The 16,606-nt window shown below is 71.0% G+C and carries 15 protein-coding genes; 2 read left to right on the forward strand and 13 right to left on the reverse strand.

All coding sequences use genetic code 11. The features are described from left to right. Positions 1-55: 55 nt before the first annotated feature. On the forward strand, positions 56-547 hold the full coding sequence (locus ACFV9H_RS13800; RefSeq protein WP_385397318.1) for an SRPBCC family protein: 492 nt from the start codon (positions 56-58) through the stop codon (positions 545-547). 2 nt (positions 548-549) lie between these two features. Here the strand turns inward: ACFV9H_RS13800 and ACFV9H_RS13805 are convergent, their stop codons facing one another. From ACFV9H_RS13805 to ACFV9H_RS13825, 5 genes are all read right to left on the reverse strand, one after another. Continuing rightward, a complete protein-coding gene (locus ACFV9H_RS13805) occupies positions 550-2,142 on the reverse strand; it encodes a Na+/H+ antiporter (RefSeq protein ID WP_385397320.1) in 1,593 nt (530 codons plus the stop codon). A 274-nt stretch (positions 2,143-2,416) separates the two neighbouring features. After that, on the reverse strand, positions 2,417-2,839 hold the full coding sequence (locus ACFV9H_RS13810) for a GNAT family N-acetyltransferase (RefSeq protein ID WP_385397428.1): 423 nt from the start codon (positions 2,837-2,839) through the stop codon (positions 2,417-2,419). A gap of 44 nt (positions 2,840-2,883) precedes the next feature. Further along, positions 2,884-3,825: an RluA family pseudouridine synthase gene (locus tag ACFV9H_RS13815; RefSeq protein WP_385397322.1), complete on the reverse strand. Its 942-nt coding sequence runs from the start codon at positions 3,823-3,825 to the stop codon at positions 2,884-2,886. A 17-nt stretch (positions 3,826-3,842) separates the two neighbouring features. Further along, on the reverse strand, positions 3,843-4,403 hold the full coding sequence (lspA, locus tag ACFV9H_RS13820) for a signal peptidase II (protein ID WP_385397324.1): 561 nt from the start codon (positions 4,401-4,403) through the stop codon (positions 3,843-3,845). Positions 4,404-4,548: 145 nt separating this feature from the next. Then, entirely contained in the window at positions 4,549-5,340 is a 792-nt protein-coding gene (locus ACFV9H_RS13825) for a TraR/DksA family transcriptional regulator (protein WP_385397326.1), read from the reverse strand. Between the two features lie 616 nt (positions 5,341-5,956). On the opposite strand from ACFV9H_RS13825, the gene ileS reads away from it, so the two are divergent. Beyond that, the gene (ileS, locus tag ACFV9H_RS13830; protein WP_385397328.1) at positions 5,957-9,103 is read left to right on the forward strand and encodes an isoleucine--tRNA ligase; all 3,147 of its coding nucleotides are present in this window, start codon (positions 5,957-5,959) and stop codon (positions 9,101-9,103) included. A gap of 231 nt (positions 9,104-9,334) precedes the next feature. Here ileS and ACFV9H_RS13835 read toward each other — a convergent pair whose 3' ends face one another. The 8 genes from ACFV9H_RS13835 to murG all read right to left on the reverse strand — a co-directional run bounded on the left by ACFV9H_RS13835 (position 9,335) and on the right by murG (position 16,600). Further along, complete coding sequence (locus ACFV9H_RS13835) at positions 9,335-10,513, reverse strand: DivIVA domain-containing protein (RefSeq protein WP_385397330.1); 1,179 nt, start codon at positions 10,511-10,513, stop codon at positions 9,335-9,337. Positions 10,514-10,595: 82 nt separating this feature from the next. Continuing rightward, entirely contained in the window at positions 10,596-10,892 is a 297-nt protein-coding gene (locus ACFV9H_RS13840) for a YggT family protein (protein WP_073774433.1), read from the reverse strand. A 60-nt stretch (positions 10,893-10,952) separates the two neighbouring features. Then, positions 10,953-11,570, reverse strand: a complete 618-nt coding sequence (locus tag ACFV9H_RS13845) for a cell division protein SepF (RefSeq protein ID WP_385397332.1) — start codon at positions 11,568-11,570, stop codon at positions 10,953-10,955. Between the two features lie 149 nt (positions 11,571-11,719). Then, on the reverse strand, positions 11,720-12,439 hold the full coding sequence (locus tag ACFV9H_RS13850) for a YggS family pyridoxal phosphate-dependent enzyme (RefSeq protein WP_385397334.1): 720 nt from the start codon (positions 12,437-12,439) through the stop codon (positions 11,720-11,722). After that, positions 12,439-13,170 carry a peptidoglycan editing factor PgeF gene (pgeF, locus tag ACFV9H_RS13855; protein ID WP_385397336.1) on the reverse strand — a complete coding sequence of 244 codons (732 nt, stop codon included), beginning with the start codon at positions 13,168-13,170 and terminating at the stop codon, positions 12,439-12,441. The genes ACFV9H_RS13850 and pgeF overlap by 1 nt, the downstream gene beginning before the upstream one ends. Next, positions 13,167-14,372 carry a cell division protein FtsZ gene (ftsZ, locus tag ACFV9H_RS13860; protein WP_385397338.1) on the reverse strand — a complete coding sequence of 402 codons (1,206 nt, stop codon included), beginning with the start codon at positions 14,370-14,372 and terminating at the stop codon, positions 13,167-13,169. Before ftsZ ends, pgeF begins: the two co-directional genes overlap by 4 nt. A gap of 277 nt (positions 14,373-14,649) precedes the next feature. After that, positions 14,650-15,489 (reverse strand): cell division protein FtsQ/DivIB, encoded by an 840-nt coding sequence (locus ACFV9H_RS13865; RefSeq protein WP_385397340.1) that lies wholly within the window; start codon positions 15,487-15,489, stop codon positions 14,650-14,652. 16 nt (positions 15,490-15,505) lie between these two features. After that, positions 15,506-16,600, reverse strand: coding sequence for an undecaprenyldiphospho-muramoylpentapeptide beta-N-acetylglucosaminyltransferase (gene murG / locus ACFV9H_RS13870; RefSeq protein ID WP_376660691.1), 1,095 nt, complete (start codon positions 16,598-16,600; stop codon positions 15,506-15,508). Positions 16,601-16,606: the final 6 nt, after the last annotated feature.

Genomic DNA, 16,606 nt, shown 5'->3' on the forward strand with positions numbered 1-16,606 from the left:
AGTACCCTCCAATTTATTAGAGAGCCATCTCCAATACTTACGAGAGGGAAGAGGCATGGCCGTCTACAACGTGCACGAACGCCTGCTGGCCGCGAAGGCGAGCGAGGTGGGGGCCCTCCTCAACACGATCTCGGCCGGCCCGGCGGACCGGCTCTGGCCGGGCGCGGCCTGGCCCGAGGCGAGGTTCGACCGCGGCCTGACCGTCGGCTCGGCCGGCGGCCACGGCCCGATCCGCTACACGGTCACCTCGTACGTGCCCGACACCTGGGTCCGCTTCACCTTCACCGGGCCGCGCGGCTTCCACGGCTTCCACGAGTTCGCCGTACTGCCGGTCGACGAGGACCGCACCGTCCTGCGCCACACCCTCGCGATGCGCACCACCGGCCCGGCCCGCCTGACCTGGCCGCTCGTCTACCGCCCGCTGCACGACGCCCTGATCGAGGACAGCCTGGACCGCGGGGAGCTCGCCTGCACCGGCACCCTCACCCGCCGCGCCCGCTGGACCCCGTACGTCCGCCTCCTCCGTGCCCTGCTGCGGCGGCGCTGACCCTAGGGACTCCGCAGGCTCCGTACGTCGAGATGCCGCAGCACCCGGTCGACGATCTCCGGATCGGCGCCGGGTTCGCTGCGTGCGGAGAGCACCTCGTGGCGGGCGGCCGACATCATCTCGCGCTGGATCCGCTGGATGTCCCGGATGCGCTCCACCCGCTGCGCGTACGCCTCCCGCCGCTCCTCGTCGACCATGTCGGGGCTGATCCTGGCCCCCACGTCGTACGCGCGCCGGTGCAGCTGCTCGACCAGGTCCTCCGGAAGCTCCTCGACCTCCTGGATCTCCTTCAGCCGCCGCTTCGCGGCCTTGGCGGCGCGGATCGCCAGCTGCCGCTGGGTCGCGCGCTCCGCGTCCGCGTCGGCCTCCACCCCCAGCCGCCGCACCAGCCACGGCAGGGTGAGCCCCTGGCAGACCAGGGTCGTCATGATCACCGCGAACGCGATGAAGACGATCTCGTCCCGGGCGGGAAAGGGGTCGCCGGTATCCGTCTTGAAGGGAATCGCGAGGGCCAGGGCCACCGAGGCCACCCCGCGCATCCCGGCCCACCACATCACCACGCTCTCCCGCCAGCTCATCGGGATCTCCTCGTCGAGGTCGCGCCGCGAGTGCAGCCGCTTGGCGAGCCAGCCGGCCGGCAGGAGCCACACCAGCCGCACACCGACCACCACCGCGACGACGGCCGCCGCCCACCCGGCCATCTCCCACGGCCGGCCCGTCGCCGCGACGAAGACGTTGTGCAGCTCCAGCCCGATCAGCCCGAACGCCACCCCGGTGACCAGCATGTCGACGACTTCCCAGAAGGTGTGCCCGGCCAGCCGCCCCAGCACGTCGTCGGCGTCGGTCGCGTACTCGGCGAGGAACAGGGCCGCCGTCAGCACGGCCAGCACCCCCGAACCGTGGAGTTCCTCGGCCACCACGTACGCGACGAACGGCACCAGCAGCGTCAGGCCGATCTGCAGCGTGGCGTCGCCGAGCCGCCCCATGAGCCGGTTGGTGACCCACCCCAGCGCCAGCCCCACGGCCACGGCCACCACCGCGGACAACACGAACTCCCCGAGCGCGTCGGACCAGGAGAAACTCCCGCTGACGGCGGCGGCGACGGCCACGTGGTACAGCACGATGGCGGTCACGTCGTTGAAGAGCCCCTCGCCCTCCAGGATCGACACCATCCGGCGGGGCAGCCCGAGCGATCCGGCCACGGCGGTGGCGGCGACGGGGTCGGGCGGGGCGACGAGCGCGCCGAGCGCGATGGCGGCGGCGATCGGCAGCCCGGGCACGATGGCGTGCGCGACGAAGCCCACGGCGGCGGTGGTCACGAACACCAGGGCCACGGCCAGCAGGAAGATCGGCCGCACGTTGGCGGCGAACTGCCGCCAGGAGGTGCGCTGCACGGAGGCGTACAGCAGGGGCGGCAGCACGAGCGGCAGGATGTACTCGGGCGGGATGTCGACGTTCGGCACGGCCGGCACCAACGCGAGGGCGGCTCCGCCGAGGGTCATCAGGACGGGCGCGGGCAGCCCGAGCCGATCACCGAACGGCACGCTGACGACGGCCCCGAGCAGCAGCACGAACAGCAGAGCAAGCTGATCCACGCCCCCACCCTGCCGCAACGCTCGCTGCGGGCACCTGAGCCCCGCCGATGCGTCCAGCCGCGGGGCTTGGGGGGCGGCCGGTGGGTGCCGCTGCGCGGGGCCTCTCCCCGCCCCACCCTTCCACCGTTCCCCGGGGCTCCGCCCCGGACCCCGTCCGGGCCGGGATTGCCCGGAGGGGAATTCCAGCCCCGCCGGCGTTTGAGGCGCGGGTCTGGGCGGAGCCGAGGGTGCCGCGCAGCGGCATCGCGCCCGCAGCGGCGCCGCACCCGCACGGCTACGGCAGAGCCCGCCGCATCGCCCGGTGCGGGATGCCCGCGTCCTGGAACTCCGGCCCGTACGCCACGTACCCGAGCCGCTCGTAGAAGCCGAGCGCATGCGTCTGCGCACCCAGATCCACGGCCGCGAGGCCGAGCCGCACGGCCTCCGCCTCGATCGCGCGGACCAGGGCGACGCCCACGCCCAGCCCGCGCGCGGACTTCCGTACGGCCAACCGCCCCAGCGAGCCGACGTCCGGCGACCCCGTCTTGCCCAGCGCGGCAGCGCCGTGCAGCAACCGGCCGGTCCCCAGCGGCACCCCGTCCGCGCCCACGGCCAGCACGTGCACCGCGCCCGCGTCGTACGCGTCGTACTCGATCGACTCGGGTACGGACTGCTCGACCACGAACACCTCGGTCCGTACCTCGAAGCACGCCGCCATGTCGGCCTCGGAGGTCGCGACCCGGACCTCCACGCCGACGGCGGTCACTCGCTCTCCGCCCGGATCACGTCCAGCGCGTGCTGCAGGTCCGCCGGGTACGTGCTCTCGAACTCCACCCACTGCCCGTCCGACGGGTGCTCGAAGCCGAGCCGCACCGCGTGCAGCCACTGCCGGGTCAGCCCCAGCCGCTTCGCCACCGTCGGGTCCGCGCCGTACGTGAGGTCGCCGACGCAGGGGTGCCGGTGCGCGGACATGTGCACGCGGATCTGGTGCGTGCGCCCGGTCTCCAGCTTGATGTCGAGCAGCGAGGCCGCGCGGAACGCCTCGATCAGGTCGTAGTGGGTGACCGAGGCCTTGCCGTCCTGGGTCACGGCCCACTTGTAGTCCGCGCTCGGGTGCCGCCCGATCGGCGCGTCGATCGTGCCGCTCATCGGGTCCGGGTGGCCCTGCACCAGCGCGTGGTAGCGCTTGTCCACGACCCGCTCGCGGAACTGGTTCTTCAGCGAGGTGTACGCCCGCTCCGACTTGGCGACGGCCATCAGGCCGGACGTGCCGACGTCGAGGCGGTGCACGATGCCCTGGCGCTCGGACGCGCCGGAGGTCGAGATCCGGTAGCCGGCCGCGGCGAGGCCGCCGATGACGGTGGTACCGGTCCAGCCGGGGCTGGGGTGGGCGGCGACGCCCACCGGCTTCATGATGACGACGATGTCGTCGTCGTCATGGACGATCTCCATGCCCGGGACGGGCTCGGCGACGACCTCGACCGGCCGCGGCGGCGCGGGCATCTCGACTTCGAGCCAGGCGCCACCGTGCACGCGCTCGGACTTCCCGACGACACTGCCGTCGACCGCTACCTTCCCCGCGGCCGCGAGTTCGGCCGCCTTCGTCCGGGAAAATCCGAACATACGGGCAATGGCGGCGTCGACGCGCTCGCCTTCGAGGCCATCGGGAACGGGCAGGGTGCGGATCTCGGGATTGGTACTCACCCGTCGAGTATGCCTTGTCAGTCCTTGTGGACCGTGCCGTCCGGGTCCAGGCCCCTGAAGGACAGCAGCACGATGAGGATGCCGCCGCACACGATCGCCGAGTCGGCGAGGTTGAAAACGGCGAAGTGAGCCGGGGCGATGAAGTCGACGACGGCTCCCCGGAAGACACCCGGCGAACGGAAGATCCGGTCGGTCAGATTGCCCAGCGCACCACCCAGCAGCAGGCCCAGCGCGATCGCCCACGGCAGGCTGTAGAGCTTGCGCGCCAGCCGCACGATCACGACGATCACGGTGGCCGCGATGCAGGTGAAGATGATCGTGAAGGCCTCGCCGAAGCCGAAGGCCGCTCCCGCGTTGCGGACCGCCTCGAACCTCAGCAGGTCGCCGATGACCTCGATCGGCGGCTGGTGCTCCAGCTTCGCCACGACCACCATCTTGCTGCCGAGGTCCAGCAGGTACGCGAGCACCGCCACCACGAGCAGCGCCGTGATCCGCCGGCGCCCCTTGGGCTGCGCGGACTCCGGCTGGGCATCGTCCCCGACCTCCGGCGTACCGATGATGCTCTCCGCCTCTGCCACGTGAGTCCCTCGAACTAGCTCGAACCAGGTTTCTGACCAGACACGAGGGTACGTCAGGGTGACGCCGGGCCACCCGCCCGCCGCCCTCCTCTTTCCGCCGACCGCCGGCCGACCGCCGCCGCCCGCCGCCGCCGCCCGAGCAGCCCTAGTGCCTCCGCTCCTGCTTCTGCTTGCAGTCCACGCACAGCGTCGCCCGCGGGAAGGCCTGCATCCGCGCCTTGCCGATGGGCTTCCCGCAGTTCTCGCACAGCCCGTACGTGCCCGCGTCCATGCGCTCAAGGGCCCGCTCGGTCTGCTCCAGCATCGAGGTGGCGTTCGCCGCGAGGGCCAGTTCGGATTCCCGGGTGATGTTCTTGGTGCCCGTGTCGGCCTGGTCGTCGCCCGCGCCGTCGCCCGAGTCCCGCATGAGGCCGGAGATGGCGACCTCCGAGGCGTCGAGCTCCGCCCGCAGCCTCAGCACCTCGCTCATCAGCTCGCTGCGGGCCTCGGCGACCTCCTCCGGGGTCCAGGGGTCCTCCCCGGGCCGTACGGCGAGCTCGCCGGGTTCCGTGACCGCCGTGGCCCGCGCCTTGGGCAGTCCGCTCGTGGCGGCCGCGGCCGTCTTCCTGGCCGTGCCGGTGCTCTTCTTGGCAACCACTTTCCGGACTCCCGTCTTCTTCGCGGCCTGCGCCGCCCCCTCGGCTCCGGCCTTCTTGGCCGGAGCCTTCCGCGTCTTGACGGCCGTCGTCTTCTTCGCGGCCGGCACCTTGCCGGCCGCGACCGCTTTGACGTCCGTCGCATCGACGGACGTCGACCCGTCGGCGCTCGCCCTCGTGACCGCGGCCTTCCCGGCAGGCGCCTTCACGGCCGCGGCCTTCTTCGTCGCGGCCTTTTTGGTCGGCACCTCCCCGGCGGCAGCCGTCCTGGCAGTACTCCCGGCGGTCTTTTTCGCCACCATGGCCGCGGCCCCTTCACATACTGTGATCATTGCTCGCGAATCGTGCCGGAACGATAAATCGACTCCAGTCCCGCGGCAACGGGGCACGCTTCCTTCGAGGCCAACCTGCATCCGTTGTGCCCAGCAGGGGGCCCGGTAATCCGCCCCACCCGCCCCACCTGGATCCCTACCGGCGCGTCAGCCCGTTCGGGTCATCCGCCGGACCTCCGGCGGCCGCGTACGAGCGCCCGTGCGAGAGCCCGTACGAGCCCCCGCGCGTCCCCCCGTAAACCGGTCTGCCGACCGCCGCCCGGCCCCGTACACTGGGCCCAGCGAGAGGCATGGATGGGGACGAGTAGCGTCGGACGCAGCCAGGAGCGACCCGGGGACGGTGAGAGCCCGGGGGCGAGCGCGATGCGAAGGATCACCCCGGAGCCGCCGGAAGAAAGCCCGCACGGATCCCCGTAGGGAGCCGTAGGGCCTGTAGAACCGGCTTCGCACCCCAATGAGGGGGTCACCGGCGCGTCCGGGGGCCAAGGAGGGTGGTACCGCGGGAGCAGCACGTCCCTGAAACCAGGGGATGCCTCTCGTCCCTCCGGACGGAAGTGACACACCGCCGGAGGAAGAGTTCAGCCTCATGACCACACCGCCGCAGTACCGCCCGGTACCCGCCCAGGTCGACCTGTCCGCCCTTGAGCACGGGGTCCTCGACTTCTGGCGCGAGAGCAAGATCTTCGCCAAGACCCTGGAGCAGTCCGAGGGCCGCCCCGAGTGGGTCTTCTACGAGGGCCCGCCCACCGCGAACGGCATGCCCGGTGCCCACCACATCGAGGCCCGCGTCTTCAAGGACGTCTTCCCCCGCTTCCGCACCATGCGCGGCTACCACGTGGCCCGCAAGGCCGGCTGGGACTGTCACGGCCTGCCCGTCGAGCTCGCCGTGGAGAAGGAGCTGGGCTTCAACGGCAAGCAGGACATCGAGGCGTACGGCATCGCCGAGTTCAACGCCAAGTGCCGCGAGTCCGTGACCCGCCACACCGACGCGTTCACCGAGCTCACGACGCGGATGGGCTACTGGGTCGACCTGGACGACGCCTACCGGACGATGGACCCCGAGTACATCGAGTCCGTGTGGTGGTCGCTGAAGGAGATCTTCAACAAGGGCCTGCTGACCCAGGACCACCGCGTCGCCCCCTGGTGCCCGCGCTGCGGCACCGGCCTCTCGGACCACGAGCTGGCCCAGGGCTACGAGACGGTCGTCGACCCCTCGGTCTTCGTCCGCTTCCCGCTGACGAGCGGCCCGCTGGCCGGCCAGGCCGCCCTCCTGGTCTGGACGACCACCCCGTGGACCCTGGTCTCCAACACCGCCGTGGCCGCGCACCCCGAGGTCACGTACGTGGTCGCCACGAACGGCGAAGAGAACCTCGTCGTCGCCCAGCCGCTGCTGGAGAAGGCCCTCGGCGAAGGCTGGGAGGCCACCGGCCGGACCTTCACGGGCAAGGAGATGGAGCGCTGGACCTACCAGCGCCCCTTCGAGCTCGTCGAGTTCCCGGAGCCCGCCCACTACGTCGTGAACGCCGAGTACGTCACGACCGAGGACGGCACCGGTCTGGTCCACCAGTCCCCCGCCTTCGGCGCCGACGACCTCGCGGTCTGCCGCGCGTACGGCCTGCCCGTCGTGAACCCGGTCCGCCCCGACGGCACCTTCGAGGAGGAGGTCCCGCTGGTGGGCGGCGTCTTCTTCAAGAAGGCCGACGAGAAGCTGACCGCCGACCTCGACGCGCGCGGCCTGCTCTTCAAGCACATCGCCTACGAGCACAGCTACCCGCACTGCTGGCGCTGCCACACGGCGCTGCTCTACTACGCGCAGCCGTCCTGGTACATCCGCACCACCGCCGTCAAGGACGCGATGCTGCGGGAGAACGAGAAGACCAACTGGTTCCCGGACTCGGTCAAGCAGGGCCGCTTCGGCGACTGGCTGAACAACAACATCGACTGGGCGCTGTCCCGCAACCGCTACTGGGGCACCCCGCTCCCGATCTGGCGCTGCGAGGAGAACCACCTCACCTGCGTCGGATCCCGCGCGGAGCTGAGCGAGCTGACGGGCACGGACCTGTCGGCCCTGGACCCGCACCGCCCGTACATCGACGACGTGACCTTCACCTGCACCCACGAGGGCTGCTCCCTGGAGTCCGTCCGCGTCCCCGAGGTCATCGACGCCTGGTACGACTCGGGCTCGATGCCGTTCGCGCAGTGGGGCTACCCGTACAAGAACAAGGAGATCTTCGAGAAGCGCTACCCGGCGCAGTTCATCTCGGAGGCGATCGACCAGACCCGCGGGTGGTTCTACACCCTGATGGCGGTCGGCACCCTGGTCTTCGACAAGTCGTCGTACGAGAACGTGGTCTGCCTCGGCCACATCCTCGCCGAGGACGGCCGCAAGATGTCCAAGCACCTCGGCAACATCCTCCAGCCGATCCCGCTCATGGACCAGCACGGCGCCGACGCGGTGCGCTGGTTCATGGCGGCCGGCGGCTCCCCGTGGGCGGCGCGGCGCGTCGGCCACGGCACGATCCAGGAGGTCGTCCGCAAGACCCTCCTCACGTACTGGAACACGGTCGCCTTCCAGGCCCTGTACGCCCGTACGTCGAACTGGGCGCCCTCCGCGGCCGACCCGGCCCCGGCGGACCGCACGGTCCTCGACCGCTGGCTGCTCTCGGAGCTGAACACCCTCGTCGCCGAGGTCACCGAGGCGATGGAGGCGTACGACACCCAGCGCGCCGGCAAGCTCCTGTCCTCCTTCGTGGACGACCTCTCCAACTGGTACGTCCGCCGTTCGCGCCGCCGCTTCTGGCAGGGCGACGCGGCCGCGCTGCGCACGCTGCACGACGTGGTGGAGACGGTGACCCGCCTGATGGCCCCGCTGACCCCCTTCATCACGGAGCGGGTCTGGCAGGACATGATCGCCCCGGTCACCCCGGAGGCGCCGGAGTCGGTGCACCTGTCGTCGTGGCCGGAGGCGGACGCCTCCCAGGTGGACCGGACCCTGTCCCAGCAGATGCTGCTGGTCCGCCGCCTGGTGGAGCTGGGCCGCGCCACGCGTGCGGAGTCGGGCGTCAAGACCCGCCAGCCGCTCTCCCGGGCGCTGGTCGGCGCGGTGGGCTTCGAGGCCCTCTCCCCCGACCTGCAGGCGCAGATCACGGAGGAGCTGAACGTGTCCTCGCTGGCCTCCCTCTCGGAGGTGGGCGGCTCCCTCGTCGACACGACGGCGAAGGCGAACTTCCGGGCGCTGGGCAAGCGCTTCGGCAAGGGCGTCCAGGACGTGGCGAAGGCGGTCGCCGCCGCCGACGCCGCGGCCCTCTCCCTGGCCCTGCGCTCGGGCTCCGCGGTCGTCTCGGTGGGCGGTGAGGAGGTCACCCTCACCCCCGAGGAGGTCATCATCACGGAGACCCCGCGCGAGGGCTGGTCGGTGGCGTCCGACTCGGGCGCGACGGTCGCCCTGGACCTGGAGATCACCCCGGAGCTGCGGCTGGCGGGCCTGGCGCGGGACGCGATCCGGCTGATCCAGGAGGCCCGGAAGAACTCCGGCCTCGACGTGGCGGACCGCATCGCCCTGCGGTGGTCCTCCTCTGACGCCGAGGTCGTGACGGCCCTGACGGACCACGCGGCGCTGATCTCCGACGAGGTCCTGGCCACGGACTTCTCCTCCGCCGAGGCGGACGCCACGTACGGCGACCCCTTCACGGACGAGGCCCTGTCCCTGACCTTCCGCCTCCGCAAGGCGTAGCCCAGGCCCCCAGCCCGAGCGGCCCGTACCTCCCCCCTCCGGGGCGGTACGGGCCGCTCTGCTTTCCCCCACCCCGCCCTTTCACCGTTTCCCGAGACTCCGCCCCGGACCGCCTACCCCTACGGCGCTCCGCGCCCGCCCACACGGGTACGCGAACGGGCCGGGCCCGGCGCCCCCGAAGGGGAACCGGGCCCGGCCCGTAAAGGCGACTGCCGACAGACGCGGCGGCGCTTAGTTGTCGTCCTCGTCGATCAGGAAGCCCCGCATCGGCGACGGCGCCTGCATCGGCTGCGGAGCCGCCGGCCGGACCGGAGCCATCGGCTGGGTCATCGCCGGGGACATCTGCTGCTGGCCGCCGTACGAGGGGCCACCCATCGGGGAGGGACCGCCCATGGGGGACGGGCCGCCCATCGACGGGCCACCCATGGAGTGACCCATGGCGCCGGCCGGAGCCATCGACGGGGACGGCGACGGCGGCAGCGCGGGACCGGCCGGGCCGCGCGGCGGGGCCAGCGAGTCGTCGGCCTGGGTCTCCAGCTGACGCAGCTGCGACTCCAGGTAGGACTTCAGACGCGTGCGGTACTCACGCTCGAAGCCCCGCAGGTCCTCGACCTTGCGCTCCAGCGTGGCGCGGGCGGACTCCAGGGAGCCCATCGCGACGCGGTGCTTCTCCTGGGCGTCCCGCTCCAGCGCGTCGGCCTTGGCGCGGGCGTCCCGCTCCAGGCCCTCGGCGCGGCTGCGCGCCTCGCCGACGATCTTGTTGGCCTCGGAGCGGGCCTCCGCGATCGCCTGGTCGGCGGTCTGCTGCGCCAGCGACAGGACGCGGGCGGCGCTGTCGCCACCGGGACCCTGCTGCGGGAGCTGCTGCGGCTGCTGCTGGTGCATCGGCTGACCCATGCCCTGCATCTGCTGTCCCATCGGCTGCATCTGCTGGCCCATGGGCTGCATCTGCTGGCCGAGCGGGTTCTGGCCGCCCATGGACTGCTGACCCATGCCCTGCGGTCCACCCATGGGGTGCTGCTGCATGGGGCCGCCCATCGGGCCCGGACCCTGCGGTCCGTGTCCGCCGGGGCCGGCCGGGAGCTGCGGCGGGCCGCCCGGCAGCTGCGGCGGGCCCATCTGCGGCTGCTGCTGCTGCGGCGGGCCGGATATGGCCGCGGGCACGGGGGCGCCGGGGCCACGCTGGTCCTGGGGTTCCGGCTTGCGCATGCCCTGCTGCGCCTGGTTCTGAGCGGCGGCACGCGTGGCGGCAGCCAGCTTGGCGCGCAGGTCCTCGTTTTCGCGCAGCAGGCGCGTCAGCTCGGACTCGACCTCGTCGAGGAAGGCATCGACCTCGTCCTCGTCATAGCCTTCTCGGAGGCGGACGGTCGTGAACTGCTTGTTCCGCACGTCCTCGGGAGTCAGCGGCATGTCTTCTTCACCTCTACGTAGTCGTCGGCAGTCGGCAAGACCGTATCGGGACTGTCCCCGCGCGCGCGGAGAAGTTCATCGTTCACACGCTTCTCGCAGCGGTGCTCACGAAACTGATGAGGATGTAAACGATGATCATCAGAACAAAGAAGGACAGGTCGAGTGCCACGCCCCCGAGACGCAACGGCGGGATGAACCGCCGAAGAAGCTTGAGCGGTGGATCGGTAAGAGTGTAGGTGGCCTCCAGAACGACCACCATCGCCTTGCCGGGTGTCCATGAACGTGCGAACTGGAACACGTAGTCCATGACCAGTCGGAAGATCAGCACGATGAGGAAGCACATCAGCGCGATGTAGACCACCTGTAGTGCGACGCCCATCCCGCGCTTCCCTCTCCCCGTTTCCCGCTCTGTTCCCGGTCCCGTATCTGACGGATCGGTCTAGCTTTGGTTGAAGAACCCGCCCTCCGCGATGCGGGCCTTGTCCTCCGCCGTGACATCGACGTTAGCAGGCGACAGCAGGAACACCTTCTGTGTCACGCGTTCAATACTGCCGTGCAGACCGAAGACGAGTCCGGCGGCGAAGTCCACGAGACGCTTCGCATCCGTGTCGTCCATCTCCGTGAGATTCATGATCACCGGAGTGCCCTCACGGAAGTGTTCCCCGATGGTACGGGCCTCGTTGTAGGTCCGGGGGTGCAGCGTCGTGATGCGGTACGGCTCCCGCTCGGAGACGACCTTGGGCATGATCACGGGGGCGTTCTTCTCCAGGTTCGAGCGGTCAGGTGTGATGGATGCCACGGGGGCGATTCGCGCGGGACGTCCGTTTTCAACCGGAATTGGGGTAGGTTCGCGCTGCGCCGGAGGCTGTACAGCTCGTACCGGTTCGTCCGAAATGGGCGTTTGGTGCACGGGCTGCTGTCTGCGATCCCGGTCCCGGACGCGCTCGGGTTCCGGCTCGGGCTCGAACTCGTCGTCGGGGTCGTACCCCGGGTTGTCGTACCGGTCGTCCTCCACGAGGCCGAGGTAGACCGCCATCTTGCGCATCGCGCCGGCCATTCTCTGAGTCCTCCGCTCTGTGGTGGATCGCCCTGTCGCAGGTGCCGCCGTGTCACGAATGTCACCAACTGCCCGCGATCCACGTGGTCTGCCCGCCCATCTGCGGGAATGACCATATTTTCTGCTGTGGTCCGACTTTCTTCGCGACGTTACCCGAGCCGGGGTCTCGCGCCGAGTACCGCAGTGCCGACGCGTACATGTGTCGCACCGGCCGCAACGGCCTGTTCCAGGTCTGCGCTCATCCCGGCCGACACCATCGTGGCAGCAGGATGGTCCGCGCGCAGGCGGGATGACAATTCCATCAACCGCTCGAAAGCGGCCTGTTCGCGTCCCGCGTACTCGCCCGACAGCGGAGCGACCGTCATCAGCCCGTCGATCCGCAGCCCCGGCGCCTTCGCGACGAGCTCCGCCAACTCCGCCAGCTGCTCCGGCGCCGCGCCGCCGCGGGCCCCGCGCTCCCCCGACTCCGCGTCGAGGGCGATCTGCACGAGACAACCGAGCTCGCGGCCCGCGCTCTCCGCGGCCGCCGAGAGGGCGGTCACGAGCTTGGGCCGGTCGACGGACTGCACCACATGCGCGTATCCCGCCACGGAACGGACTTTGTTCGTCTGCAACTGTCCGACGAAGTGCCAGCTGAGCGGCAGATCCGCGCAGGCCGCGGCCTTGGGGGCGGCATCCTGGTCGCGATTCTCCGCAACATGACGGATGCCCAGCTCCGCCAGCAGTCGTACGTCGCTCGCGGGGTAGGTCTTGGTGACCACGATGAGGGTCACCTCGTCCCGCTCGCGCCCCGCCGCCGCACAGGCGGACGAGATGCGTCCCTCCACCCGCTCCAGGTTCTCGGCGAGTTCCGACTTACGATCCGTCATCAGTCCAACCAGACATATCCGGCGAGCCGCCCGGTCACCCGGTCACGGCGGTACGAGTAGTGGTCCCGCGACTCCAGTGTGCAGAACGGGGATCGGCGTACGTCCACCACCCCCGCCTCCGCGAGCTGCGCGTGCACTCCGGCGACCACGTCCACGGCCGGCGTCCCCCAGCTGGTCTCCGCCCTGGCGGCCGGCACCGCTTCGGCGACTTCGTCCCGCATCTCGGCGGGCACTTCGTAGCAGCGCCCGCAGATCGCCGGTCCGGTGCGGGCGACGATCCGGCCGGGCTCGGCACCGAGGGCGACCATCGCCTCCAGGGCGGCGGGCACCACTCCGGCGACCAGTCCGGGCCGCCCGGCGTGGGCGGCGCCCGCGACTCCGGCGACGGGGTCGGCGAGCAGGACCGGGGTGCAGTCGGCGGTGAGCACGGCGAGGGCGAGTCCCCGACGGGCGGTCACCACCGCGTCCACGGCGGGAACGGCCGAGTCGGCGCCCCAGGGTCCGGGGACCACCGCCACGTCCCGCCCGTGCACCTGGTTCATCCAGACCACGTGGTCCGGCGCCAGTCCCAAGGACTCCGCGGCGCGCGCCCGGTTCGCCAGAACGGCGGCCGGGTCGTCTCCGACCGCGCCGCCGAGGTTGAGCTCTTCGTACGGAACGGCGCTCACTCCGCCCCACCTGTCGGTGAAGGCGAAGTGGGCGCCGCCCACGTGGTGCTGCTCCGGTGTCACTTCAAGAAGTCCGGGACGTCCAGTTCCTCGGCCGGGCTGTCCTGGTACGGCCGGGCCGTCGGGACCTGCGGCGCGGGGGCCTGGGCCTCGACCGGGGCTGCCTCGACGGGAGCCGGGGGCTCCTCGCGCGGGGTGACCGAGCCGAGTCCGCCGAAGGCCGGACGGGCCGGCTCCGCCGCGCGGACGGGGGCCGGGGCGGGCTCCTCGCGCTTCGTGGAAGCGGCGCCGATGACGTTGTCCCGGCGGGCCGGGGGCTGTCCGCCGTCGAACCCGGCCGCGATGACGGTGACCCGTACCTCGTCGCCGAGAGCGTCGTCGATGACGGCACCGAAGATGATGTTCGCCTCGGGGTGCGCGGCCTCGCTCACCAGCTGCGCGGCCTCGTTGATCTCGAAGAGACCGAGGTCCGAGCCACCGGAGATGGAGAGCAGCACGCCGCGGGCGCCGTCGATGGACGCCTCCAGCAGCGGCGAGGAGATCGCCATCTCGGCGGCGGCCACCGCGCGGTCGTCGCCGCGGGCCGAGCCGATGCCCATCAGGGCCGAGCCGGCCTCGGACATCACGGACTTGACGTCGGCGAAGTCGAGGTTGATCAGACCCGGGGTGGTGATGAGGTCGGTGATGCCCTGGACGCCCGACAGCAGGACCTGGTCGGCCGACTTGAAGGCGTCGAGGACGCTGACCTGGCGGTCCGAGATGGACAGCAGCCGGTCGTTGGGGATGACGATGAGGGTGTCGACCTCTTCGCGGAGCTCGGCGATGCCGTCCTCCGCCTGGTTCGCGCGACGCCGGCCCTCGAAGGTGAACGGCCGGGTGACCACACCGATCGTGAGGGCGCCCAGCGAGCGCGCGATGTTGGCGACGACGGGTGCGCCGCCGGTGCCGGTGCCGCCGCCCTCGCCGGCGGTCACGAAGACCATGTCGGCCCCCTTGAGGACCTCCTCGATCTCCTCGCGGTGGTCCTCTGCCGCCTTGCGACCGACGGCCGGATTTGCTCCGGCGCCGAGGCCCCGGGTGAGTTCACGGCCGACGTCGAGCTTGACGTCGGCGTCGCTCATCAACAGCGCCTGCGCGTCCGTGTTGATGGCGATGAACTCGACGCCCTTGAGACCGACCTCGATCATTCGGTTGATGGCATTGACACCACCGCCGCCGACACCGATGACCTTGATGACTGCGAGGTAGTTCTGCGGTGCTGCCACGTCGAAGGCCTCTCGCCTCGATTACGTGTCGTCGCCTCGCGGCCTGCGTTGCGACGACTGATGCCGAAATAGGGACGGTCCGAACGCGCCGACCCGAACCCTCACCCTGAAGTTTAGGGTTAGGGGTGTGTCTGTTCCTTGGACTCTTCCGAACAGGACACTAAGTCGACAAGTAGCGCGTGTTCAACGAACACGCCGAACCTCCCGTTTTTCTTTTCACCCTATGTGATCACCCGTATCGCTGGCCAACCAGGGTGCTCCGCTGTTCGACCGGGAGTCAACTCCCGGACACGGCAGGGGCGGTGGGGACGCTCACGTCGAAGTGACCGCCCTTGGGCGCGGCCTTCAACAGAGCGGTCAGCGCGCGCCCCTTCGCTTCGCTCTGTTCGCCGCTCCCCCACATCACCGTCCGACCCCCGGTGAGCTCCAGTACGACCGAATCGTACGAACCCACCTTGACCTGCATGGTCTCCTTCGCGATCGGCTCCGGAAGGGAGCCCGCGACGAGTACGGCCTCGTGCAGCAGGCGTTCCTCGTCGAAGCGGCGGGCGCTCGGGGAGGCTCCCGCGTTCAATTCGAGGACCGGAACACCGGCCGGTGCTTTCGGGATCGTGTCGAATCGCACACCCGAAGCGTCCACTTCGACGAAGTTGGCGTCCTTTTTGATGAGCAGGACGGGTTTGCGTTCCGTCACTTTCAGCCCGATTCCGTGCGGCCAGGCCCGCACCACATCGACCGAATCGATGCGGGGCAGCCGGCCGCGGACGCGGCCGGCGATCTCGTCGGTGTCCACGCTCACCAGGGGTGCGCCGACGGGCACCGCCGCCGCCGCGAGGACCTGTTCGGGGGTCAGCACCTCCGTGCCGACGGCGGTGACCTTCTCGACGCGCAGCCAGGAAGACCCGTAGAGCACCCAGGCGCCGCCCGCGGCGAGGAGCACCGCGGCGGCCAGGGAAGCCAGCAGCACGGGGCCGCGGCGCAGGCGCGCGCCGGGGCCCCGCGGGCCGGACTTCTTGTCGGCCTTGGGTGGCTTGGGTGGCTTGGGAGAGCCGGTGCCCTTGCGGGCGGACCGGTCAGAGCCCGGGTTGCCGCGCTGTGCGGTCGTCGCTCCGGCCACTCCTGTGCCTCCTGCCTCAGCGGCTCCTGTGCGCCGCGATCGCCTCGTACACCATGCCGACCAGCAGCTCGTCGGCGTCCCTGCGCCCGAACTCTCCGGCGGCGCGGGACATCTCGTACAGACGGTGCGGGTCGGACAGCACCGGGAGGACCTGGCCGAGCACCCACTCGGGCGTCAGTTCCGCGTCGTCCACGAGCAGGCCACCGCCGGCCTTGACCACCGGCTGGGCGTTGAGCCGCTGTTCGCCGTTGCCGATCGGCAGCGGGACGTAGGCGGCGGGGAGCCCGACGGCGGAGAGTTCGGCGACGGTCATCGCACCCGCCCGGCACAGCATCATGTCGGCGGCGGCGTACGCGAGATCCATCCGGTCCACGTACGGTACCGGCACGTAGGGCGGCATCCCGGGCATGTTGTCGACACGCGGCAGTTCGTTCTTCGGCCCGACGGCGTGCAGGATCTGGATCCCGGAGCGCTGGAGGTTCGGAGCGACCTGCTGGATCGTCTCGTTGAGGCGGCGGGCGCCCTGCGAGCCGCCGGAGACCAGCAGCGTCGGCAGGTTGGGGTCCAGGCCGAAGGCGGCGCGCGCCTCGGGGCGGACCGCGGCCCGGTCGAGGGTGGAGATCGAGCGGCGCAGCGGGATGCCCACGTAGCGGGCGCCGCGCAGCTTGCTGTCGGGCGTGGAGACCGCGACGGCGTGCGCGTAGCGGGAGCCGATCTTGTTGGCCAGTCCGGGCCGGGCGTTGGCCTCGTGGACGATGATCGGCACCCCGAGCCGCTTGGCGGCGAGGTAGCCGGGCAGGGCCACGTAGCCGCCGAAGCCGACGACGCAGTCGGCCTTGGTGCGGATCAGGATCTCCTCCGCGGCCTTGATGGTGCCGCGCAGTCGTCCGGGGACGGTGATCAGCTCTGGCGTGGGTTTGCGGGGCAGCGGGACGGCGGGGATCAGGCCCAGCTCGTAGCCGCGTTCCGGCACCAGGCGGGTTTCCAGTCCGCGCTCGGTTCCGAGGGCGGTGATGCCCACTGAAGGGTCCTGCCTGCGCAGGGCGTCCGCGAGGGCGAGCGCCGGCTCGATGTGGCCGGCGGTCCCCCCACCGGCGAGTACGACATGCACCGAAAT

The sequence above is a fragment of the Streptomyces sp. NPDC059874 genome, from assembly GCF_042731135.1.
Taxonomy (GTDB): domain Bacteria; phylum Actinomycetota; class Actinomycetes; order Streptomycetales; family Streptomycetaceae; genus Streptomyces.

Excerpts from the sequence above, each read along its gene's own strand:
- ACFV9H_RS13800 (WP_385397318.1), top strand. The coding sequence starts at position 56 with ATGGCCGTCTACAACGTGCACGAACGCCTGCTGGCCGCGAAGGCGAGC.
- ACFV9H_RS13810 (WP_385397428.1), bottom strand. The coding sequence starts at position 2,839 with ATGGCGGCGTGCTTCGAGGTACGGACCGAGGTGTTCGTGGTCGAGCAG.
- ACFV9H_RS13825 (WP_385397326.1), bottom strand. The coding sequence starts at position 5,340 with ATGGTGGCGAAAAAGACCGCCGGGAGTACTGCCAGGACGGCTGCCGCC.
- ileS (WP_385397328.1), top strand. The coding sequence starts at position 5,957 with ATGACCACACCGCCGCAGTACCGCCCGGTACCCGCCCAGGTCGACCTG.
- ACFV9H_RS13835 (WP_385397330.1), bottom strand. The coding sequence starts at position 10,513 with ATGCCGCTGACTCCCGAGGACGTGCGGAACAAGCAGTTCACGACCGTC.
- ACFV9H_RS13840 (WP_073774433.1), bottom strand. The coding sequence starts at position 10,892 with ATGGGCGTCGCACTACAGGTGGTCTACATCGCGCTGATGTGCTTCCTC.
- ACFV9H_RS13845 (WP_385397332.1), bottom strand. The coding sequence starts at position 11,570 with ATGGCCGGCGCGATGCGCAAGATGGCGGTCTACCTCGGCCTCGTGGAG.
- ACFV9H_RS13850 (WP_385397334.1), bottom strand. The coding sequence starts at position 12,439 with ATGACGGATCGTAAGTCGGAACTCGCCGAGAACCTGGAGCGGGTGGAG.